Source organism: Mycobacterium cookii (assembly GCF_010727945.1).
In the GTDB taxonomy this organism is placed as follows: domain Bacteria; phylum Actinomycetota; class Actinomycetes; order Mycobacteriales; family Mycobacteriaceae; genus Mycobacterium; species Mycobacterium cookii.
Window position 1 is genome coordinate 3,318,870 of the sequence record NZ_AP022569.1, and the last position, 20,932, is coordinate 3,339,801.

The 20,932-nt window shown below is 67.2% G+C and carries 18 protein-coding genes and 1 pseudogene; 2 read left to right on the forward strand and 17 right to left on the reverse strand.

The features are described 5' to 3' along the window. Window positions 1-2: 2 nt before the first annotated feature. Window positions 3-452, forward strand: a complete 450-nt coding sequence (locus G6N27_RS15580) for a nitroreductase family deazaflavin-dependent oxidoreductase (protein WP_163777273.1) — start codon at window positions 3-5, stop codon at window positions 450-452. Window position 453: 1 nt separating this feature from the next. On the opposite strand, the gene eccA is transcribed toward G6N27_RS15580, so the two are convergent. The 14 genes and pseudogenes from eccA to G6N27_RS15650 all read right to left on the reverse strand — a co-directional run bounded on the left by eccA (window position 454) and on the right by G6N27_RS15650 (window position 18,490). Then, the gene (gene eccA, locus G6N27_RS15585; RefSeq protein WP_163777275.1) at window positions 454-2,307 is read right to left on the reverse strand and encodes a type VII secretion AAA-ATPase EccA; all 1,854 of its coding nucleotides are present in this window, start codon (window positions 2,305-2,307) and stop codon (window positions 454-456) included. Between the two features lie 38 nt (window positions 2,308-2,345). Further along, a complete protein-coding gene (eccE, locus tag G6N27_RS15590) occupies window positions 2,346-3,878 on the reverse strand; it encodes a type VII secretion protein EccE (protein ID WP_163777277.1) in 1,533 nt (510 codons plus the stop codon). Continuing rightward, a complete protein-coding gene (mycP, locus tag G6N27_RS15595) occupies window positions 3,875-5,515 on the reverse strand; it encodes a type VII secretion-associated serine protease mycosin (protein ID WP_163777279.1) in 1,641 nt (546 codons plus the stop codon). Before mycP ends, eccE begins: the two co-directional genes overlap by 4 nt. Next, window positions 5,512-6,993 (reverse strand): type VII secretion integral membrane protein EccD, encoded by a 1,482-nt coding sequence (gene eccD / locus G6N27_RS15600; protein WP_163777281.1) that lies wholly within the window; start codon window positions 6,991-6,993, stop codon window positions 5,512-5,514. The genes mycP and eccD overlap by 4 nt, the downstream gene beginning before the upstream one ends. Next, window positions 6,993-7,937, reverse strand: a pseudogene (locus tag G6N27_RS15605) (MinD/ParA family ATP-binding protein); the annotation flags it as partial. The gene eccD and the pseudogene G6N27_RS15605, both read right to left, overlap by 1 nt. A gap of 113 nt (window positions 7,938-8,050) precedes the next feature. Further along, window positions 8,051-8,887 (reverse strand): ESX secretion-associated protein EspG, encoded by an 837-nt coding sequence (locus tag G6N27_RS15610; RefSeq protein WP_163777285.1) that lies wholly within the window; start codon window positions 8,885-8,887, stop codon window positions 8,051-8,053. Window positions 8,888-8,950: 63 nt separating this feature from the next. Further along, window positions 8,951-9,241 carry a hypothetical protein gene (locus G6N27_RS15615; RefSeq protein ID WP_163777288.1) on the reverse strand — a complete coding sequence of 97 codons (291 nt, stop codon included), beginning with the start codon at window positions 9,239-9,241 and terminating at the stop codon, window positions 8,951-8,953. A gap of 45 nt (window positions 9,242-9,286) precedes the next feature. Next, a complete protein-coding gene (locus G6N27_RS15620; protein ID WP_163777290.1) occupies window positions 9,287-9,610 on the reverse strand; it encodes a hypothetical protein in 324 nt (107 codons plus the stop codon). Window positions 9,611-9,772: 162 nt separating this feature from the next. Beyond that, entirely contained in the window at window positions 9,773-10,984 is a 1,212-nt protein-coding gene (locus G6N27_RS15625; protein WP_163777292.1) for a PPE domain-containing protein, read from the reverse strand. A gap of 6 nt (window positions 10,985-10,990) precedes the next feature. Continuing rightward, a complete protein-coding gene (locus tag G6N27_RS15630) occupies window positions 10,991-11,293 on the reverse strand; it encodes a hypothetical protein (protein WP_163777294.1) in 303 nt (100 codons plus the stop codon). A gap of 96 nt (window positions 11,294-11,389) precedes the next feature. Continuing rightward, the gene (gene eccCa / locus G6N27_RS15635; protein ID WP_163777297.1) at window positions 11,390-15,475 is read right to left on the reverse strand and encodes a type VII secretion protein EccCa; all 4,086 of its coding nucleotides are present in this window, start codon (window positions 15,473-15,475) and stop codon (window positions 11,390-11,392) included. A gap of 2 nt (window positions 15,476-15,477) precedes the next feature. Then, window positions 15,478-16,971 carry a type VII secretion protein EccB gene (eccB, locus tag G6N27_RS15640; protein ID WP_163777299.1) on the reverse strand — a complete coding sequence of 498 codons (1,494 nt, stop codon included), beginning with the start codon at window positions 16,969-16,971 and terminating at the stop codon, window positions 15,478-15,480. A 73-nt stretch (window positions 16,972-17,044) separates the two neighbouring features. Next, window positions 17,045-17,362: a DUF2710 family protein gene (locus tag G6N27_RS15645; protein ID WP_163777300.1), complete on the reverse strand. Its 318-nt coding sequence runs from the start codon at window positions 17,360-17,362 to the stop codon at window positions 17,045-17,047. A 69-nt stretch (window positions 17,363-17,431) separates the two neighbouring features. Continuing rightward, window positions 17,432-18,490: a DUF5632 domain-containing protein gene (locus G6N27_RS15650; RefSeq protein ID WP_372513071.1), complete on the reverse strand. Its 1,059-nt coding sequence runs from the start codon at window positions 18,488-18,490 to the stop codon at window positions 17,432-17,434. 446 nt (window positions 18,491-18,936) lie between these two features. On the opposite strand from G6N27_RS15650, the gene G6N27_RS25090 reads away from it, so the two are divergent. Next, a complete protein-coding gene (locus G6N27_RS25090; RefSeq protein WP_170308174.1) occupies window positions 18,937-19,080 on the forward strand; it encodes a hypothetical protein in 144 nt (47 codons plus the stop codon). Between the two features lie 5 nt (window positions 19,081-19,085). Here G6N27_RS25090 and G6N27_RS15655 read toward each other — a convergent pair whose 3' ends face one another. The 3 genes from G6N27_RS15655 to G6N27_RS15665 are packed head-to-tail and all read right to left on the reverse strand — an operon-like array spanning window position 19,086 to window position 20,903. Next, window positions 19,086-19,397, reverse strand: a complete 312-nt coding sequence (locus G6N27_RS15655) for a DUF2694 family protein (protein ID WP_163777304.1) — start codon at window positions 19,395-19,397, stop codon at window positions 19,086-19,088. Further along, a complete protein-coding gene (locus G6N27_RS15660; RefSeq protein ID WP_163777307.1) occupies window positions 19,394-19,711 on the reverse strand; it encodes an ESX-1 secretion-associated protein in 318 nt (105 codons plus the stop codon). The genes G6N27_RS15655 and G6N27_RS15660 overlap by 4 nt, the downstream gene beginning before the upstream one ends. A gap of 43 nt (window positions 19,712-19,754) precedes the next feature. Then, a complete protein-coding gene (locus G6N27_RS15665) occupies window positions 19,755-20,903 on the reverse strand; it encodes a DUF4226 domain-containing protein (RefSeq protein WP_163777309.1) in 1,149 nt (382 codons plus the stop codon). Window positions 20,904-20,932: the final 29 nt, after the last annotated feature.

Below are 20,932 nucleotides of genomic sequence, written 5' to 3' on the forward strand. Positions count from 1 at the left end.
CCATGTCCGATCCGCGCCCGCCGCGTTACCTCAAGCCGATGAACAGGGTCATGATGGCGGTGCAGAAGCTCGGCATCCCCACCGGGCCCGCGATGGTGCTGACCGTGCCGGGCCGCAAGTCCGGTAAGCCGCGCAGCACCCCGATGACGCCGTTCCGATTCGACGGCGACCTGTATGTGGTGGCCGGCTATCCCGGTGCGGACTGGGCCGCCAACGCCCGCGCCGCCGGGACCGGCACCCTCAGCAGGGGCCGCCGATCACGGCCGGTGCGGATCGTGGAACTGACTGCGGCACAGGCACGTCCGGTACTGCGGGCCTTTCCGGTCGAGGTGCCTGTCGGTGTCGCATTCGCCAAGAGTTCGGGGATGGTCGTCGACGGAACCTCAGAGGAATTCGAGGCGCTCGCGGGACGTCTCGCGGTGTTCCGGTTCGATCCGATCGGGCCTCACTAGCTCAAAGCTGCAGCGGTACGTGCTTTTCCGCGCACGCATCGGTGACCGCCGCGATGATGTCCTGGGTACGCAGCGTCTCCAGGTCCTCGACGGTGACCGAACCCTTGTCGGAGCGATGCTGAGCGGCCACCCGGGAATCCCGCACCCGCTCGGCGCGCTCCACGACATTGCGGGCGAAGCGACCGTTCTGCATCACATCGATACCGTGCTGGCCGTCCGGCGCCAGGTAGGCCCGCAATGTCTTGCAGGCCATGTTCAGCGCTTCGCGGGCCGCCGGCTCGATGACGGTCGCGCGCGGTTCGCCGTAACGCACCGCGATCTCCACCAGTTCGTCGGGCGCGTACGACGCGAACCGCAGCTTGCGGTTGAACCGGCCCGCCAAACCCGGGTTGACGGTGAGGAATTCGTCGACTTCCTTCTCGTATCCGGCGCCGATGAAGCAGAAGTCGAACCTGTGCACCTCGAGCGCGACGAGGAGTTGGTTGACCGCCTCCATGCCGATCATGTCCGGTCGCCCGTCGTGATGGCGTTCGACCAGACTGTAGAACTCGTCCATGAACAGGATGCGCCCCAGCGAACGGGCAATCAGCTCATTGGTTTTCGGGCCCGAGGCGCCGATGTGCTCGCCGCAGAAATCGGCGCGCTTGACTTCGATGATCTCCGGATGCCGCACGATGCCCAGCCCGGCGTAGATCTTCCCGAGCGCCTCGGCCGTCGTCGTCTTACCGGTACCAGGCGGACCCACGAGCAACATGTGGTTGGTTTGGTTGGTCACCGGCAAGCCGGCTGCCAACCGCAGTGCGCGGACCTCGATCTGATCCTCGATCTCGGCGACCGCCCGCTTGACCTCACTCAAACCGACCTGGTTGTTGAGCAGTGCGCGGCCCTCGCTGAGCAGTTCTTCGCGCCGCTCCTCGTTCTCCTCTTCGCGGCGCTCGCCCTCGGAGCGCTCGGTCGTGACATCCCACCTGTTGCTGCGGGTGTTGATGGTCTCCTCGTCGGTGACGACGAGTTGCAGCTGCGGGTCAGCCAGCGCGTCTTTGGCCGCGGCGATCAACGCCCCGTTGATCGCCGCCTTCGACAGCCAGATCTGGGCCTTATCCTCTTCGTCGAGCTGGCGATGCGCCATCCCGCGTACATAGGCGAGATCAGCTGCGATCAAGGGGAATTCATTCGGATCGATCGCCGTCACCGCGGTGTCGGTCAGCTGGTGGCGCCGCGCCTCGGCTGCACCGCCGTTGCCGGCTCGCAGGTCGACCCGGTCCGCCCAATCCAGCGCGACCCGGGCCTGGCCGAGATGCGCCGCGGCGTGCGCGGCCAGCGCGTTGGTGGCCGCGGTGACCGCCGACATGATGATCGCCTGCGGCGGCAGGACGGTCGCCGCGACCGAGATCACGTCGGGCCAGCGCTGCGTGGCGAACATCAGGTATGCCCGCACGTACTGCTGCCACTGGTGGTTCTCCCAGGTGTCCAGCAGCGCAGGATCTTTCAGCAGCGCTTCAGCCTTCTCGTACTGGCCGTCGTCGACGAGTGCGCTCGCCAGGGCCAGGCCGGCGTGCGACGACTCGGTCACCGAAATCGCAAGATACGGACCGGCTTTGATGGACGCCGACAACCGGACACCGAGCCGATTGGTCTCCCGGTGCAGCCGCGCGCCGTAGGCGTACAGCTGCTGCAGGCTGGTCAGTTCCTCGTCACCGGCGGCGATCCGGCCTAGCCAGGCGTCTGCCATCGACGGATCGATGTCGGTGGCCTCGCGGAACCGCAGCAGGGCAGCCGACTGGTCGAGGTCGAACATCGCCATCGCCTGATCGAACCGCTTGCGAGCGGCGGGCGTGTTGACACTGCTCGTCATGCGCCGCTCCTCTCTGCACACCAGTGAAAAGTCATCCTCTATTCCACTGATTCGAGCTCGGATGTCCTCAGGTTCGTCGGCTCCGACGAGATGTAACGATTCTCGGCGCGGAACAACTCGACCTCAACCGTATGCAGTTGTCCGGCAGCCGTCACATCGACGGTCGCGGGCCCGATCTGCGTGATCAACACATCCGCGGTTCCCCGGTACGGCGTTCCGGGCTCACCGATCGAGATCAGGGTATTCGGCCGCGGCGCCGGAGTGATCGACCCGTCGACCACGCTGACGGTGGTGCCGGCCATCGGTCTGACCTGACTGCCCACCGCGATGTCGGGCATTCGCACGCTGGCCCAGCGCTGATGATCGCGGGTGTGCACGGTGATGCGTTCGCCGGCGCCGGCCAGCCGCACCACGATCCGTTTCGCCAACGCGTCCTGTGCGGCGATGTGCACCCGGCTGAATTCGCCCGGATCGTCGAGCGGCAGCATCAGCCGGTTACCGGCGTCGACCTTGCCGAGCAGCACGCCCGACGGCCCGATCGGGATGACCAGCGGCCGGTCCAGCACGCCGCGCCGCACACCGTGCAACGCCGGCATCGGGCCGCAGAGATTGGACGCGATCGCGCGGGCCTGCTCGCCGGGCAACGTTTTGAAGATCACGCTGGGCGGCGCCGTCGGCGGCTGTGCGGTACGCACGGTGACCGTCGCCGTCATGCTGCCGTCGCCGAACACGGTGATGTTCTGGATGATCCCGTCGGCCCGCAACGCCCAGACGTGTTCCAGGCTCTCCGCGGAGATGTCGGCGGGGCGATACCAGTAGCTGGTCAGCCAGCCACCCTCGCCCCGCGCAGTGCGCCACCGCTGGTGGTGTGCGCTCAGCGCCGACGATCCCAGCCGCCGCTCCAGCTCGACGATGTCGGTGGCGGTCGCCACCTTGGCGCGAATGCCGTGCTGTCGCAGCGCCGCGCTGATCCGCTGCGCGGCGGCCAACGTCGCCGTGCCCACCGAGGTACGCCATTGCAGCGCTTCGGCATTCGGCAGCGCAGCGATCCGCACGATCAGCCAGGTCTCGCGCTGCCCGGCGTAAGGCGGCGTGCCGATCAACGTGTCGTAGACCCGCGGATAGTCACCACTGCTGCGCCGCCGGGCCCCGACAGTGAGCACACTCATCGACTCGACCGCCAAGCCGAGGCTCTGGTGCAACAGCGGTAGCAGGTCGGCGACGTCGACGGTGTTGTCGGTGTAGGTCGCCGTCGACCCGGTGAACAGCGTCGGCCGGTGCGCCTTGCCGAGCAATTGCACGGCCACCACCGCGACGCCGTCCTGGTAACGCACGCCGCCACCGGCGCGGTCGTTGGCGACGGTGATGGGTTCGGTCAAGGTGATCGCCCGGCCACGCTGGCGCCACAGGATCAGCCACGACCAGCCCGGTTGCCGCCACCAGCGGATCACCCCGGCCGCCACCCCGAGCGCCAAACCCACTGCAGCGCCGGGGATCCCGGCTACCGCCCAGCCGAAGAGACCGAGGGCGAGGACGCTGACGACTACCGCCAGCCGCACCGGGGCGGTCATCGTTCTCGCCGAGCCCGCGCAACCAGCGACGCGATCACGACCGCCGCGATCACCAATCCGGCGAACACCACCGCCACGGTGCGGGCGCGATGATCCGGCGGCGGCGGCGGAGCGGCGGGCACGATCACCCGGCTCTGCGCTCCGGGCGCGAGGCGATCTCCGGGCGGCACGTTGAATGTCAGCGCCGCAACGGGATCCACCACCCCGTAGCCGACCTGGTTATCCACGCCGCGCGGCGGGTTGTGCGCCGTCTGCAGAATCCGGTTGATGATCTGATGCGCGGTCAGGCCGGGGTACTTGGCCCGCACCAGCGCGGCCACGCCGCTCACGTAGGCCGCCGAGAAGCTGGTCCCCCAGAACGGCATGTTCTTTTCCCCGGGCCGCAGCGGCGGGTAGGCATTCACCGGTCCCCCGGTCTGCGGGGACAACCCCATGATCCCGACCCCGGGCGCCGCCGCGGCCACCCACGGCCCGGACAGGCTCTTGCTGACCGGCGCGCCGGTGTTGTCGACGGCGCCGACGGACAGCACGTAGTCGGAGAACCAGGACGGCGAGGACACCGTCTTGACCTGATGCCAGTCGCGCGGATCGGCGGTGTCCAGCGGGTCGAAGCCGGGGTTCTGGGCGCACTCGTCCTCGCCCTCGTTTCCGGCCGCGGCGACGATAACCGCGTCCTTCACGGTTGCCGCGTACCACACGGCGGCCCCAATTGCGGCCTGGTCCAACGGATCTGCCGCCGACACGCAGGCGGTGACGCTGATGTTGATCACCTTGGCGCCCATGTTCGCCGCGTGGACGATCGCGCTGGCCAGGGTGGCGACGGTGCCGGCCTTCTTGCGGGCCTCGGTGTCGCCACCGCCGGGCCTCTCCAGTTCGAAAGCGCGCGACGATTGACGGATCGAGATGATGCGCGCGTGCGGCGCCACCCCGGCGACGCCGTCCGGTGCCCCCGGCGGCAGCGGAGGCACCTCGGGGTCGTCCGGCGCGGCCGGAGTCGGGTCACCCGGCCCGTTCGACGGCTCGTCGGGCGGCGGTGGCGGCGGAGGCGGCGGCGCGGGCTTGGTTTCGGTGATCGTCACCGGCGACGGGGGCGGCGGTGGCGCGATCGGCGGCGGCGGTCCGCCCGGCGGCGGCGGCCCGGCATCGACGGGCGGCGGTCCGGCCGGCGGCGGGAACGCCGGCACAAGCGGCATCGGGGCGGGCATCGGAATGCCTTGCGGTGCAGCGCCAATGAGTGAGGCCACCACGGTGCCGTGCGAGTCGCAGTCCATCAAACCGTCGCCACCCATGATGTAGTCCCCGCCGGGGACCACTGGCAGCCGGTGACTCGGGTTGACCCCGGTGTCGATCACCGCCACCGGGACCCCGTTGCCGGTCGAGTACTGCCACGCCTTGGCGACGTTGAGCAACGTGAAGCCCGGCGCGACGACGGCTACGTTCGGATCGGCCACCGTGATCGTGCGCGCGCAGATGTTGCTCTGCCGCATCGGCTGCTCCGGTGCGGGCTTGCCGTCCGGAGGCACCCGGCCGGGGTCGACCGCGGGCGGCGGAATCGCCTGTGCGGCCGGAAAAGTCGCGGGAAGACCGACCAGCAGGCCGACGAGCATGAGCGCGGAGATCCGCCGCGGCGCCGTCATCGCATGCGCACCCAGTTGAACAGCCCCCCGATCCACGCGGCCAGCGGTAGTGCGGCGATGATCGCCGCGATCTCCAGCCATTCGGCGATCATGCGCACCAGCGGGGTGAACCGGGTAATCGGCACCAGCAGCGCCGCCACCAGACCCGCGGCGCCGAACCCGGCCAGCACCAGCGCTCCCCACAGCACCGCGGCCGACGATGCCGGCGGCGCGTGCCACACGTACTTGATGACGCCGACGCAGGTTGCGGCGGCGGCCCCGCAGACCAGCGCGACGGCCTGTCGCTTGTCGGCGAAGGCGCGGCCGCGGCTGATGAAAATCAGAACGAACAGCCCGGCCAGCACCACCGCGTGGCCGCTGCGGTGATGGCCCGGCATCAGCGTCGCCCACACCGCGGCGGGCAGCGCCAGGCTTGCGCCCACGCAGATCCCGGTCAGCACGTTGTTGGCGCGGACGGCGGCCGCCGCGATCTGCGCACCCCGGGGCGTGGTGTCCGGGCTCAGCTCTTCCTCGGCGGCCTCGTCCACCGGCGACACCGCGTCGACCGGCAGCCCGGCGCTGCGACGGAACAGATCGCGACCCGTCACCGAGCCGAAGTAGGGCGGCCGGATTCGCGCGGACCACAGCGCGAACGTCGGCGCCAACGTCAACAGGAACAGCAGGATGACCAGGGTGATCATGCCCAGCCACTGGGCGGGCACCGGGCGCCACATCCGGGCCGCGGCGATCACGCCGCCGATCCCGCACAGCGTCACGACCGTCGCCGCCACGTTGAGGTTGCGTCGCGTGGTCGCCGCCAGCCCGCTGGTCAGCATCGCGGCGGCCAGCACGGTGATGAACAGGTGCGCGGCGCCGAGGGCTCCCGGAGCGGCCGCGCCCACGCTGACCGCCAGCAGCGGCACCGCCAGCCAGGCGAATCCGCCGAGTAGGTCGGCGCGATGCGGCCACCAGCGCGCGACCGTCGCGGCACCGCCGATGGCGAGCAGGCCGAGCACGCCGGTCACGATGCTGGGCACCAGCGAGTCGCCCGCGGTGCGGTTGCGGATCGCCACCGCAAGCACCGACGCGGCGATCATTGCCAGGATGGCCAGCGCGGTGTGTGCCGCGGTGGCGGCGGTGACCGACTCGAACAGCTTCTTGCCGATCCGGGCCAAGCCGGTGGACAACGACTCGTACTGCGGTTCGAACGAGTCGCCCTCCTGCGCGGGCACCAGCACCAGGGTGGCGCCGTCTTCGACGCCGAGTTCGTCCAGGGTTTTCGTGACGTCGAGCCGCACGCCATTCGCTTTGTGCAATTCGTAGCCGATACCGGATTCCAGCCCGGTCAAGCCCCGCCGTTTGAGTTCATCGTTGAGCAATTCGACGATGTTGTCGACGAACACCTCCACCGGCACCGACGCCGGGTAAACCTGCGAGACCAGGTGTTCGCCACATACCACTGCAACTGCGCATCGCGCGGGGAATGCGACCTTTGCCATTACCGTGGCCTGTCGGCGTCCGGAACGTATTTGTCCGCCAACGCCGCAGTGATCTCGAATAGCCGGAGCCGTGTTTTCTTCTGCAATTCGTGACGAGTGTCGATAATGCCACCCTTGGCCAAATGCGGGTCATACGGCATGAATTCGACCGTCGCGCCGGACTGGCTGAAACGCTCGGTGAGATATGCCCGCGCATCCGGATCGTACTTGTTGCGGCTGTCGTTGAGAATGACCATGCTCCGCGACACCAATTCGTGATAGCCCATCGACCGCAGCAAATCGATCGCCCGCGTTACCGGCAACGAGGTGTCGGCGGTCAGGCCCGACACGAACACCAGCGTGTCGCAGGCGTCGAAAACGGCCTTCATCACCGGGTGCTCGAGGTCGTCGGAGGTGTCCACCACGATCACGTTGTGGGTGCGGCGCAGCCGCGACAGCACCCCGGCGAACATCGACGGAACCAGCGGACGCGGCTGGTCCGACGCCCGGTTACCGGCCAGCACGTCCAGCCCTAAACTGTTCTGCCCCAAGTGTTCCCGGATGTCGGCGTAACCCTGGACGTCGGTGTCGTTCAAGACCGCGGAGTAGTCGCCGGGGGGCGACTCGTCGATCCGTCCGGCCAGGGTGCCGAATCCGGGTGCGGCGTCGATGGCGACGACGTTCTCCGGTCGGCACTCGCGGAAGATCGCGCCGATGCACGCCGTCAGCGTGGTCTTGCCGACACCGCCCTTGCCCGAGACGACCCCGATGACATACTGCTTGCGGATGTGCCTGCGGATGCGACCCTGCAATTCCCGCAAATGGCGCTCGGCGGGTGATTCACCAAGATTAATCGTCTGAAAAGACGCGCCGTAAATGAATTTACGCCAGCCGGATCCCGGCGGAATTTTGCGCGGAGCAACCATATCCGATATGCGCAGAGTCTCTGAAACAGAGTCCGGGTGCTGAGAACGCGAGCCTGCAGCTGATCTGGGCGTTTGCCGCGGTTGTTCCGGTGAATTCGGTGCCCACGGATTTGTCACGAGGCCGATGCTAACACGCGCGCCGTATCCCTCACTTACACAACCTTTCGGTAGGAAAACCATTCCTCATTAGCGGGAAGTCGCCGCATCATCCGGTTCACCGCGGTGGCGATGTTGCTCGCGGTACCCGGCGCGAGAATCATCCACCGTTTGCCACCGGAGTGCTCGTGCTCGGCGACGAGTCGGCCCTCGGGGGTGTCGATGATGGTCACCGCGCTCTGTTCGACGTGGGTCCGCGTCGCCCCGGCCAGCGCCTGGCCGGACTGCAGCGCCACGATCCCCGCCTGAGCCGACCGTTCCGGGTCCGCGGCGATCTTGAGGATCTGCACTTGATCGTTGTCCAGTCGCTGGGTCAGCAGAAACGCGTCCAGGGCATCCCGGCTGGTCGCTTTTTCCCGCAGTGCGTCGGCGTCCAGTGTGACCGGTCGTAACCGGGCGGGGATGTTGGCCCCACACAGCCGCTCGATCTGGCTGCGGATGATGGCGTTCGCCGCGCCCTCCGCGGTTGATGTGCCGGCGCCGGCGATTCGGACGACATCCTCCGATCGCTCGATGACGACCCACCACTCGGCGAAGCGTGCCAGCAACGCCCCGCTCGGCTTGTCGCGGTTGTCCGGCGTTCGCACGCTGACCAACAGCGCGACGTCGCGGCGGGACAACACGGTCAGCCATTCGACGACGGCGGGGTCGACGGTGGCCGACTCGTCGATGACGCCCGCGTCGCGCAACTCGGCGACGATCGGGTGGGCCAACGCCGCGTGCCGCGTCTCGACGCTGGGACGAATGGAGCGCAGACCCAACTCCGGGGCGATCGTCTCAATTCCGGTGAGTATCTGCAGAACCCACAGGCCGTCAACGGTGGTGGTCAGCACGAATAATCCTCGTGAAAGCCGCTGGGGCGCACCCTTTCGCGTGCGCCCCAGCCTGCCTTAAGGTCAGCCTGCCGCGAGCGACGCGTCCAGTGCCATCGCGTCGGCGGTGATGGAGTTCAACACCTGCCCGTGCATACCCACGACCTCGGCCAGATGCTGCAGCGGCTGCTCGATGTGGAGCATCGCTTCCTGGTAGGCCGCGTGGTACTGACCGCCCATGTGGCTGGCCAGCAGCGCGTTGACGTTCGTCAGGTCGGCTTTGCACTGCTCCAGTGACGCCGACGCCGACGCGAGTGTGCCGGTCGCGTGCTCGATCGCCCCGGCCTGATAAGTGATTGTGTTCGGGTCCGACATTTCGGTTTCCTATCCCTCGAGGACTGGTGAGTCGATGGCTGATGATCAGGACGGCGTGATCGCCTGGAGCTGGCTGCTCGCGTCGTGGTCGTGCTGAGCGAATTGCGCGACGGAGATACCCAGCTTGTGGGACAACTCGGTGCAGCCGTGGATGATTCGGGTGAGGTCGGTGTTGATCTCGATCGCTTTCTGCTGCGACACCACTGCGGCGGTACCGCTGTGCGCGCCGGCCGCGACGATTTCCTCGACAGCCGCCAGACCCTGATTGGCGGCGATGGTCGCATGCTCCATCAGGTCCTCGATCTTTGCCTTGACCTGCAGCGCAACATCTTGCGGGATCCGGGGGAACGATCCTCCTGAATCGGCCATCTACTTCTTCTCCTTCATGTCGGCGCCCCGGGCGGGGCATTAGCGAGAGTCTATGCGTTATCCGGTAGCTGTCACTTCACGTTTATCGGGGTCGATCTCAATATGAAATTGTCCCAATTGTCCCATTCGCATCAATGGCTTTCGTGTTCTGCGCGACGTGTATTAAATGTCCCTCCGTTGGGAATCCAATTTGTCGCCATCGACAATTATTCGTGCGTGCGTGACGTCGTCCTTGTCTTTATCCGAACCACCCTCGCCACGCCCCAACATGCCCGCGGGTGACATCGGCATCGCCGAACCGCCCGTCCCGCGTACGGTCGGGCTCTTCAGATCCGCCGCATTGAGCACCCCGGCCCGGCCGGTGGGCCGTCCGCCGCTCTCCGGCTCGAAGGTGCTGGCCGGTTGGGTGAAGCTGGTCAGGCCCGCGGTGCTGGAGCCCAAGCCGCCGATACTCCCCCCGCCCGCGCCGAGACCGCCGGCAGCCGCTCCGCCGCCGCCCAACGGGGCACCCAGGGCGCCCAGTCCAGCGGTTTCCGCGGCGACCGGAGCGTTGCCCTGCATGAACATTCCCATCATCTGGGTCATCGGCTGCATCCCGCTCTGCGCCATCTGCATCGGAGCCTGCGTGGCCTGAGTCAGCGGCTGAACAGCGCCCATCAGCATCTGGGGCCCCTGGCTGAGCATCGAGCTCATCTGGCTGCCCGCCTCGGCGGGCGTGGAGCCGGCGGATCCCATCGCCTGGGCCGCGGTCGGGGCCTGCGCGGCGTCCTGCCCGGCGGTGCTCGCCGTCTGCGACACCAAGCTGGCCGCAGACCCGAGTCCGGCGGGGGCCGCGTCAACGGCGGCGGCCGGCGGCGGCACGGCGGCCGCGGCGGCGATCGAACCGAGAGTGGTCGCGTACAGCACGCCGACGCTGGAATTCTGCGGCCAGTAGTCGCCGAAATACTGCAGGTCCTGCGACGCGATTCCCGGGAAGTTCTGGCCGAACCAGTTCGTGGCGTTGAGCAGGCCCCACAGATCGCGGTTCGCGTTGCAGGCCACCGACGGGATCACCGACGGCGCGGCCATCGTGTAGGCGTCGACGGCGGCTTGGGCGAGCATCACGTGTTTGGCGCAGTGCGCGGCCAACGGCTCCAGGCCGCCCATGTTGAGCGCGGTGCCCCTGGCGACGTTGGCGGTGCCGGCGAGGCCCGACCACGACGCGCTGGTCGTCGCGATGTTGGCGGCGGACACCGCCATGCCCATCTGATGGCTGGCCGCTTCGGTGGCCATGACGCTTGCGTAGGCGACGATTGATCCTGGGCCGGGACCACCCTCGAAGATCAGCGCGACGATCTCAGGCGGCGCAGCGACCCATCGCGGGTCAAGTGGCATCTGAGGTCAGAACGAGAATTTGGCGGCGCTGATCAGCTCTTGGAGCACGTAGCTGACTGACGACAAGCTCTGCCCGGTGGCATATGAGGCCCGCTGACCGAAGTGCGCCCCGGCCGTTCCGAGGTAGGCGCCGCCCGCACCGGCCATCGCCGAGGCGAACGCCGCGTCGTCGGCGGAGGCCGCCATCGGCACGACGCCGGTGAGCGCCGCAGACCCCGCCGCCGTCGTCGCGGCCATTTCTCCGGTGACCACCGACTCCGTCAAGGACGAGACGTTGACGGCTTCCGGCGACACATCGAGCATCGACATGCTGTCTCCCCATGTTCTGATCCGCAGCATCGCCCCGCGGAGTTACCCCACTCTAAGGGGTTTTCCCTTCGTGCGTACACGCGTCCACAGCGACGGCTATTCGGCCGATTCCGGGGTTCCCACCAGCACTCCTTCGATATCGCCCTCGGTTGTGACCAACAGGCCACGCCCCGGCGGGAGTTGCTGCGAGCTGATCCTGGCGAAGACTTTGACATTCGCCGGATCGTTGTCCATGAACAAGATCGGTGATCGGGACCCATTCATCTTCTGCAGGAACGGATTCATCACGACCTGACCGGCCCAGTTGCCGGGCAGGCGCGCAGCGATCACATGCAGACCGATCTGCCGGCTGCGCTCGATGAGTGGCCACAACGGCGCGGTCGCGGCGGGCTTCACCACCTGGTTGTGCGGACGCAACTCGTGTTCGTCGTCGATCAGGATGAACTGGCGCGGGCCCTCCCACGATTTCAGGTTCAGCAGTTCCTCCTGCGTCAGACCCGACGGTGGGAGCCGGTCGCGCAGCTCGGCCACCAGCTCAGCGATCACCGCGTCGATGTCGTCCGCGGTGTAGGCGTAGGCGCGCACGTGCGGTCCTCGGATCTTTCCGATCAGCGTGGTTTTGGGGTCGATCACGGTGATCTGCGCCTGCTCCGGGGTGAAGCGCTGGGTGATCGCCTGACCGATCGCCGCCAGCGTGGTGGTCTTGCCGCAGAGCTGGCGACCCATCACGATCATGTTGGGCAGCACCCGAGCGGGCAGCGCCACCGGCTGCAGCCCGCTCTCCCCGATCGCGAACGGGATGTTGAGCTGATCGGCCGCGTCCGCGGAGCGTTCGAACACCTCGATGATCTCGGCCAACGCAATCCGCTCGGGCAACCGAGACAGCGTCTCGACCTTGTCCGCGCCGGTGACCTCAGCGATCACCGCACCGATTCCGCGCGCCGTCACCCGCTCACCTTTGGTGCCGGTGATCTCCGGGACTCCCACCAACAGCTCGTGGCCGTCGCGATTGAGGCCGAAACCCGGGCGGTCCAGCGTGTTGCGCGCGGCCTTGCGGCGCTCCATCGAACTGCCCATCTGCGACTCGTCAGGATTGCTCAGCCGCAGCTGGATCCGCGCATTCGACACGTTGAGCAAGCCCTGCTTCTGGCCGACGAACCACCCGTTGGCACTGGTCATGACGTGCACGCCGTAGGACAGCCCCTGCCGGGCGATGGCGATCGCGCGATCACCCATCGCGAAGTCCTTCTCGTAGAGGTCCCCGTAGTTGTCGATGATCAGGAAGACGTCACCGAACTTGTCCTCCGGATCGGTTCCGCCGCCACCCGCTGCGCCGAACCGTCGCTCGCGGAATTCGGAGATGTCGATTTGGTAGTGCTTGAACGACGCTTCCCGTGCGCGAATCAGTCCCTCGATGGTGGCGATGGTGCGCGACACGCCTTCGGTGTCGTTCAGGCTGACGACACCGGCGACGTGCGGGAGCTCTTCCATCGGGTACAGCGCCGCGCCGATGCAGAAGAAGGTCACCCGCTCCGGGCGGTACATCAATGCCGCCGACGTCATCAGCGTCATCAGCGTGGTGCTCTTTCCGCGCTGCGCGGTGGCCACGACGATCACGTTGTCCATCTCGGCGTCGATCACCTCGACGAGCTGCGTGTGATCTTCGGGCACATCGACGATGCCGAGCGGGAAGATCAGGCCCGGGTTCTGCCCGTAGTCGACGTGCCAGGGCTTGCCCCTCCAGTAACTGACCAGTGCGTCCACCGGTTCACTGACTTCCAGTGGGGGAAGCCAGATTTGATGCGGTAGCCGGGCCGGATGCGCCACCAGCGAATCGCGGATGACGTCCAGCAGCTTCTTCTTGCGGAAGCCGTCGGAATGGAACAGGAATTCGTCGGGCTCCTCGGGCTCCTCGGCAACCGCAAGCGCCGCAGTGTCTTCCGAGCTCAGTGGCTGGTACTCCCAGGTGAGCGGACGCGGCTGGGAGAAGCTCACATCGACCGTCCGGTTGACGTTGGTGGCCTTCTTGGGCAGTACGTAGGGCGCCGACAGGTAGAAGCACCGGAACGGCTCTAGGTCACGCGGCCCGACTTTGAGCAACGCGTAGCCGTTTTCCTTTGACGGCAGGTGCAACGCGGCGTCGTTGCCGATCACGTCGCGAGAGTCCTCGGCGGTCTCGGCGCGCAGCGCGACGCGGAAGGCGATGTTGCTCTTGGCTTTACTGAGCGACGACAGGTCCAGGCGCTGGCCGCCGAGGGTGAAGAAGACGTTACAGCCGCGGCCTTCCTGACCGATGTGGATGACCAGCTGGATCCACTCTTGGTGGTGGTGGAACAGCTCGAGGTATTCGTCGATGATGACCAGCAGGATTGGCACCGGCTCGAGATCACGGCCGGCCAGCCGCATTTCCTCGTATTCGTTGGCGTCGCGGGCGCCGGCCTCTTTGAAAAGCCGGTAACGTCGGTGGATTTCGCCGTTGATCGCCTTACGCATCCGCTCGGCCAGATGCCGGTCGTCCTTGCCGAGGTTGGACAGCGATCCGGCGACGTGCGGCAGGCCCGCCAGGTCCTGCGCGGCGGACTCGAACTTCATGTCGACGAAGATCACGATGAACGTCTCGGGCGAGTGGGTCAGGGCAATGCCGTTGCACAGCGACAGGAAGAACTCCGACTTGCCGGAGCCCGACGTCCCGACGACCACAGAGTGAAAGCCGAAGCCGCCGAAGTCTTTCGCGCGGAAGATGACGTACTGCAATTCGCCACCGGGCTTCACCCCGACCGGCACCATCGCCCATTTCGCGTCGCCGCGGCCGCGACTCTCGGCCCAGAGCCGGTCGACGTCGAGCTGGCGCGGGTCGTTGATGCCCAGCGCCCGCAGCAGTTCGCCTGCCTGACTGTCGGTTTCGGACAACTCCCCCGCGCTCATCGGCGACCACCGGGCCAGCGCCCGGGCGTACCGGTAGGCGGTGCTCTCGGCGAGCATGTCGGCGACGGCGTAGAACGAATCCCGGTGGTACAAGCGGCCTTCGCGCAGCTCGAACCGCTGGTCTTCCTCGGCGAAGCCGACACCGACGCCGGGCCGGGTGGCCAACCGCAGCACCGTGATCCCGGCCATACCCTTCTGCCCGGTCACGCCCTCCCACTGCTCGGGCGTGCCGATGTTGTCGTCGATGATCACCCAGTGCGGGCCGAGGCGCAGGCCTGAGGATTCCATCGGCGACGGCATCGACGTCGGGCTGGTCCCGACCGGCGGCGTCCACGGCCCGCGGCCCTTGCGGTGCAGTTCGGCGTCGAGCGCCTCTTCGAGTTCGGTCGGCGACGCAAACAGCAAGCGGCGCAAGCCACATGCGTCGAACATCTCGTCGTGCTGATTGTGCGGCAGCCACACCAGCCACGACCACAGCTCCGGGTGACGAGTGACCACCATCAACTTCAGATCACTCGGGCTGTGATAGACGGCCAATGAGCACAGTATCGACCGGGCTAGGTTGTGCAACTCGGCCGGATCGGGCCCGATGAAGCTGAAGCCGGGCTTGGATCGCAGGCTCAACACCTTGCCGATGCCGCGAATCTTGCTCTGCTCCAGGATGAAATCGCGCAGCGCACCACCGGTCACGGGTTCGAGCTCTTCACCGATCGGGACCTCCGGCCACTGCAGCGAGACCGCGGAGTCGCTGGCTTGCTGCACGCCGATGCCGAGGCGGATGTCCAGGAAGTCCGAGTCGTCGACGCGGCGCTCCCACATCCGCGGCCCGCCGATGATGGTGTCGAGGTGCTGCGGGTCGCCGTGCACGAAGAGTTGACTGCGCCGTTGGTCTTGGGCGGCGCGCTGCACTTCCTCGCGATCCTCGTCGAGTTGGCGCAGATAGATGCGCCGCTGCTTTTCCTGTTCGCCCCAGGAGATCCGGCGGCCCCGCCCGAAGCGTCCGCTGAACATCAACGCACCGAACCCGGCCAGGCCCATCATCGGGAAGAATCCCGATTGCAGCGACCGGACTCCCGACGTGTACATCACCACCAAGGTGCCGATGATGCCGACCAGCAGCGCCGGCAGCGCGATCATCAACAGGATGTTGCGCGGCTCGCGTTCCGGTAGCGCCAACGGCGGGGCGACGGCCACCCGCACGGGCGGAACCAGCGGCGCCGGCTTGCGCGCACCCCTGACGAATCCACGCTTTGACATGCCTAGCCTCCGGCCTGTGGGTTGGCTTCCGGGACGGGCGCGACGGCGCCGCCACCGGTGATGGTGTCGCGCGCCAGCAGGGCGCTGTCGTGGCTGATGGCCGGCCCGGCCGCGAAGGTGCGCACAATCGGCCACGGCGCCTGGACGGCGCTGCCGGCGTCCAGCCCCAACGGCTCCAGCGTCTTGCGATCCCATTGCACGCCGAACCGAACGCCTTGTGGCGATAGCCAATACAGGCTCTCCCGGCTGTCCGATGTGGCGACGCCGCTGGTCGTGGCGACGAAGTTCGCGGCGTCCGGTAACACCAGAGCCTGGTCGGCCTCGACCGACTCCGGCTGACGATCGTCGCGGACCAGCCGGACCAGCCGGGGGTCCATGCTGACCGGCACCGGCAGACCGCGTCCGCTCACCACGCTAATCGACGCCTGCGGATCGGTGGACTCCTTCTGCCACGCCACACAGGTCACCGGATTAGTGGCTGTGTCAATGAAATTCAGCTTTCCGGACGGGTAATACCCGACGTTGAGAATGTCGACGACCGGGATGTGGATCAGTTTGTCCGGGGAGATGAGGGTCGGTGTGGCGGAGCCCTGCGCCGTCGCGGTGCGCAGCAGATCGGCGACGAAGCTGGTGATCTTCTGCACGCCGTCGGGCAGCAGCGCATAGAACCCGGTGACGGTGCCGTTGGCATCCTGCGTCTGCAGCACGGTACCGACCACCGCGCCAGGTAGCCACCGTGACGGCGTGCCCAGCTCCGGAATCGCAGGGACGACAAGGGGTTCGGTCGAGGGCATGGCGTCGAACAGCGCGTTGGAGATCTCGATCGGATAGGTCAGGCCGGGATCGAGGCCCAGGTTGAAGGTGACCGATCGATCGCTGGGGTCGATCAGCGACCGCTGACCGCCCCAGATCACGTACGTCGCGCCCTTGTGCGTGACCAGGATGGCTTGCGAGCGCTCCATCGGTGCCGCGCGGCCACCCGTCGAGAGCTCTCCTGCGATCGACGTGACCAGTGGTGGCAGGCCGGAACCGCGGGTGGGCGCGGTGTCGCACACTGCCCACGCGGAGACCGAATTCGGGGTGACCGGCAGACTGTCGGGCACGCCGGGGATGCCGATCATCGGGCCGGTCGGGTACTTGGCGATCTCGGAGGCCTTCACCCAGGTGGGCGCGCTGGCGTTGCCGACGGCCAACCGCGCTGAGGTGAGGTTGAGTGCGGGGTGCAGCCGTCCGTTGATCTTCGCGTAGACCGCGCCGGTGTCCCGGTTCCCGATGATCGAAGACTGGCCCACCAGACCGGCCGGTTTCATGATGTGCAGCAACGCCATCCAGCCGATCCCGATGAGGACGAACACCATCGACAGTGCCACTGCCGCTTGCTGCTTGCGGTCGTCATGCTTCATCCGCACCGAGAACCGGGTGATTGCGGCCTTCAACCTGCGGTTGTAGAAGAGGTGCCCGGAGTTCTGGTCTCGGTTGGACAGATTCAGTGGCAAGGCCGATATCCTTTCGGCGGTTCAAGCGCAGCCGCCAGCTGCCCAAATACGTCGCGGGACAGTCGATCTGACATCACCGCAGTGTCCCGCCATAGCGTGCCCGGTTTTCGGCCTCGGCTTCCTCACGCAACGCGGCGACCGCGAGGTTCAGCCGGTCGGCCAATTCGCCGTGGGTGTAGCCGGCCATCACGGTCGGGTGCAACGCCAATTCGAGGAGGCGGCCGTCGGAGTTCGCCACCGCGTGAATATCGCCCAGATCGACGCTGTAGGTGATCGTCTCGGCCTGCCCGACGAGAGCTTCCCACTTGTCGGCGGCCTCGCTGAGTTCACGCAGAACGGATTCGACGAGATCCTTATCGCTCAGCTGCGCACGACTGCCCGGCCCCGGCATCGTGACAGTATCTCGACCGCCGCCGACCGACGTCAATTCATCGACCGCATGGTCGAGAACCGCCGACTTTCACGCTCCGGTCTTCCACCCGCTCGCCAGCGGCGCGTTGAGCACCTGAAACCACGCGAAATGGTAATTGGCGTTCAGCCGGTTCCGGGCGGCAATACCTTCGGTCGCCGCCAGCAGGAGGCAGTTCAGCAGTAGCCCGGCGTCGACATCGGGATACTGCGCCAGCAGTTGGTATCGCGACGTGTCCAGGTAAACCCGCAAAATGTCGAGTTCAGCATCGACGATGCCCGTTCCCGCAGCACCCGCCTTCGCCAGTGTGTTGACCAGCCGCGGCAGCCCGTCGCGCCAGTGGGTCGCCTCGCTCAACAGCCAGCCCAGGTCGTCGACCTCGGGGAGCTCGCGGGGCTGCGATGAGGTGTCGGTGACCTCGTAGTCGGCAGCCCAGCCCAGCGGGTCGCCGGGTGCGTAGGTCGCCGCCAGCGTCGTCTCGCCGAGCAGCGACTTCGCGGTGCCTTTCCGGCGGGCCGGCTCCAGCAGGTGGACTTCGGCGGGCAGCGTGATTCCAGGCGGGATCCAGCCGTGCGCGAGGTCGGTCACCAGCAATGTGGTGCGGTCCTCACGAAGACCGACAGCCCACCGCAATCCCGGTTCCTGCCGGGCCACGAATTTGAGCAGCCGTTCCAGCCGTTCGTGTTCCAACTCCGCAGGCATCTGCGGCGCCGGGTGCGCTGAAGCGGGTTGCGGGATGGGGGGTTCGAACATCGACACCGGCGGCGGGGCGGGCGGTTCTGGTGGTTCTGGCCTGGCCGCCGGCTCGACCGGAGCGGCTGTGGTGGGCGAGATCTCCTGAAGTAAGTTCGCCAGCTCCTCAAGGACCTCGGTGTCGTCGGAGTCGAACGGGCTCGGCGCCTGAAATGCCTCCGTCTGCAGGGATTCCGGCTGCAAGGATTCCGGTTGCAGGGCGGCCGTTTCCCAGCTGTCGGACTCCAGCACGGCTTCGGACTCCGCTGGCGCCGCGGACGTCTCGGGCGACGGTGTGGGCGGAGCGAGTGTGAATTGGGGGGGCTTTTCGACGTCGGCGGCGCCGTTCACGGGTTGCGCCGGCGATTTCGTCTTCACGTTGTGGAGATGACGAACTGTCGATTCGACCCGCCTGACCGCGAATGCGCGCGCATCGCTGATGACGCGCGTTTCTTCGGTCTGCCGTGTCGAATCGTCCAAACCGGCCCGCCGAATACTCTTGAGTTCTTCGTTTGCCGAATTGACGATTCGCTGTAAATCCGTTTTCAGATATTTGACAAGCGGCGCGGTATCCGCCGTCACCGTCGACAATTCCGCAGGCCAAAGACCACCGGTCACCCAAGGGGTGCAGTCGACGGGAGAGCTGAAAGCAGGAATCTTCAGCGATTCTCGGGCAGCTCTTCGGAGGCGCTGACGCGCCGTATTCCGACCGAAGATCGCCACTGGCCAAGCCTACCGTCATCGTCGGCGCCGCGACTCTGCTGCAAGACCGCCCCGCTGCGCGGTGAATTGTGCGAATTATGCCGTCTGAGTACCGTGAGCGGGTGGCTGATTCGGGACTGCAACAGCAACTGAATGAAGTGCGTGCGCTACTGGACCGGGCGCGAGAGTTGTTCGGCGCCAACCCTGTCGAGCCGCCCACCGACATCGCTCCCGATCGAGACGCCGTCCAGACCTGGATCCGCTAGATCCGCTATTCCGTGTCGTCTCGCCGCGGCAGTTCGTGCGCGACAAGCCTTTCGATCGCCACGTCGAGATCCTCTGCGGTGGGAACCTCGGCTGACGGGGTGTAGCCGGCCGCGACGATCTCGCCGCGCACTTCCATCACCGCCTTGAGGTAGGAGACGTCGGCGGTCAACAGGATTCCCTCGGTCAGGCTTTCGACATCGGTCTCCATCGCGGCCTCGCTCAGCGTGACGCTGTGCATGTAGCCGCCGCGGCAGGAGCGGACCAGGATGTGCCCGCTCGGATGCACGGTGTCGAACGCGGGGTCGGCCTCAGTCATCGATCGTCGTCGGAGATCCGCTCGATCTGCTGGGCCGCCTCCGACTCGTGCTGCTCCCACATGCCGGCCGATTTTGTCAGGTGGCCGGCGATCTCCGCGTGGTGGTCGGCCTGTTGCTCGTAGCAGAGTCGCCGCTGCTCCAGCAGTGCGCGGCCCGCCTCGCGCAACTCACCGAAGATCGGGCCCAGCGAATCCAGGCTCTGCTGGATGGCCTGATGCGACGACGGCATGGTCCGCAGATACTCCGACGTCTCCTGGTGGTGGCCGGCGGCTTCACGCAGGTGGGCGGGTACCACGTGGATTCGGTCTGCCATCCGCTTTCTCCTTGTTCCTGTGCCGGCGGGCGCCGGATGTTTCCTACGCTGGTTCGGTTCGGTCGGCGCTGGCCGGCCTGGTGGGTGCCGGTGGGTCGGTCTTGTCCGGCGCGCTCACCGGCACCGGAGGGTGTTCCCAGCCTAGGAACCCGGGTCCGGTCACGGTCGAGATGTGCTGAATCTGGCCGTTGACCAGGGCCCTGCTTTCGCCGAGGGCCAGCGCGTGCCGGTCGGTGAACATCCCGATGTCGCCGGGCGCGAGGTGCGCGGGATCCACCGGATCGGAGACCGCCGTTCCCGGCGGCGGGATCGTGATCCCCTCGTGCTGAAAGGCTTCCGCGATGGGCGTCCCGGCCGCCGCCGCCTCGATCGCCGCCGCGAGCTGCGGGCTGGCTGCGGTCAGCGTCTCGCCGTCGGGCAGCGTCACGGTGGTCGGGCCAGAGTGTGCGGGTCGCGCCACCGGTTCGGTCTCGTCGTGGCCGTCCCCATCGGACGGGTCCTCGGGTTCGTCGGATTCGCGTAGTGCGTCGTCTTTGGGCGACGCGTCGCTGGCCGACAACGGCCCGGGTAGCGCGAAGCCCCCGGGCGACCCCAACCCCGGCATCGTCGCGCCGCCGGGAAGCCCTCCCCCGCCGAACGCGGGCAGACTCGGCGTCTGCGCGGGAGTGGGCGCCGCCGAAGGCGCGGTTTGGGTCGGCACGTCGTCGGCCAGCGGCTCGTCGTCGAGATACGGCTCCAGCTCGGGTTCTGTTGCAGCCGAACCTGTTTGCGCTCCGGCTGCTGCGGGCGGGGACTTGCCCGCGTCGTCACCGTCGCCGGGTTGACCGGCGTTGTACAGCGACGTCCAGGCGGCCATCAACGCCGAATTCGACGTGTCGTCGAGGCTCGCGCCGGCGACGACGGCGCGGATGTCCCTGAGCTTGCCGATCAGGAAGCGCTGGAAGTCGCGCGCGCCGGCCGGGGTGTCCAGATCGGACCGCGTGACCACCGCGCCCTCGATGTCGCGCTGCAGCCTGGTCAACGCGTCCTTGCCGGCAGCAGCTTTCTGGTGCGCGCTGAGCACCGCCGTGACCACTTGCAGGTCGACTTGAGCTGTCGTCGAGTTCTGGTGTGCCAGAGCGACTTCGGCATTCCTGATCGCGTCGGCCGCGTCGCCTTCCTGATGGCCGTCGCCGACGACGTCGTCAGGCATCGCCAACGCTGTTCTGCCCGAACATGATC

Coding starts and splice junctions, on each gene's coding strand:
- eccD (WP_163777281.1), bottom strand. CDS start 6,993: ATGGCAAAGGTCGCATTCCCCGCGCGATGCGCAGTTGCAGTGGTATGT.
- G6N27_RS15655 (WP_163777304.1), bottom strand. CDS start 19,397: ATGACTGAGGCCGACCCCGCGTTCGACACCGTGCATCCGAGCGGGCAC.
- G6N27_RS15615 (WP_163777288.1), bottom strand. CDS start 9,241: ATGTCGGACCCGAACACAATCACTTATCAGGCCGGGGCGATCGAGCAC.
- G6N27_RS15625 (WP_163777292.1), bottom strand. CDS start 10,984: ATGCCACTTGACCCGCGATGGGTCGCTGCGCCGCCTGAGATCGTCGCG.
- G6N27_RS15645 (WP_163777300.1), bottom strand. CDS start 17,362: ATGCCGGGGCCGGGCAGTCGTGCGCAGCTGAGCGATAAGGATCTCGTC.
- G6N27_RS15620 (WP_163777290.1), bottom strand. CDS start 9,610: ATGGCCGATTCAGGAGGATCGTTCCCCCGGATCCCGCAAGATGTTGCG.
- G6N27_RS15580 (WP_163777273.1), top strand. CDS start 3: ATGTCCGATCCGCGCCCGCCGCGTTACCTCAAGCCGATGAACAGGGTC.
- G6N27_RS15665 (WP_163777309.1), bottom strand. CDS start 20,903: ATGCCTGACGACGTCGTCGGCGACGGCCATCAGGAAGGCGACGCGGCC.
- eccCa (WP_163777297.1), bottom strand. CDS start 15,475: ATGTCAAAGCGTGGATTCGTCAGGGGTGCGCGCAAGCCGGCGCCGCTG.
- eccA (WP_163777275.1), bottom strand. CDS start 2,307: ATGACGAGCAGTGTCAACACGCCCGCCGCTCGCAAGCGGTTCGATCAG.
- mycP (WP_163777279.1), bottom strand. CDS start 5,515: ATGACGGCGCCGCGGCGGATCTCCGCGCTCATGCTCGTCGGCCTGCTG.
- G6N27_RS15660 (WP_163777307.1), bottom strand. CDS start 19,711: ATGGCAGACCGAATCCACGTGGTACCCGCCCACCTGCGTGAAGCCGCC.
- eccE (WP_163777277.1), bottom strand. CDS start 3,878: ATGACCGCCCCGGTGCGGCTGGCGGTAGTCGTCAGCGTCCTCGCCCTC.
- G6N27_RS15630 (WP_163777294.1), bottom strand. CDS start 11,293: ATGTCGATGCTCGATGTGTCGCCGGAAGCCGTCAACGTCTCGTCCTTG.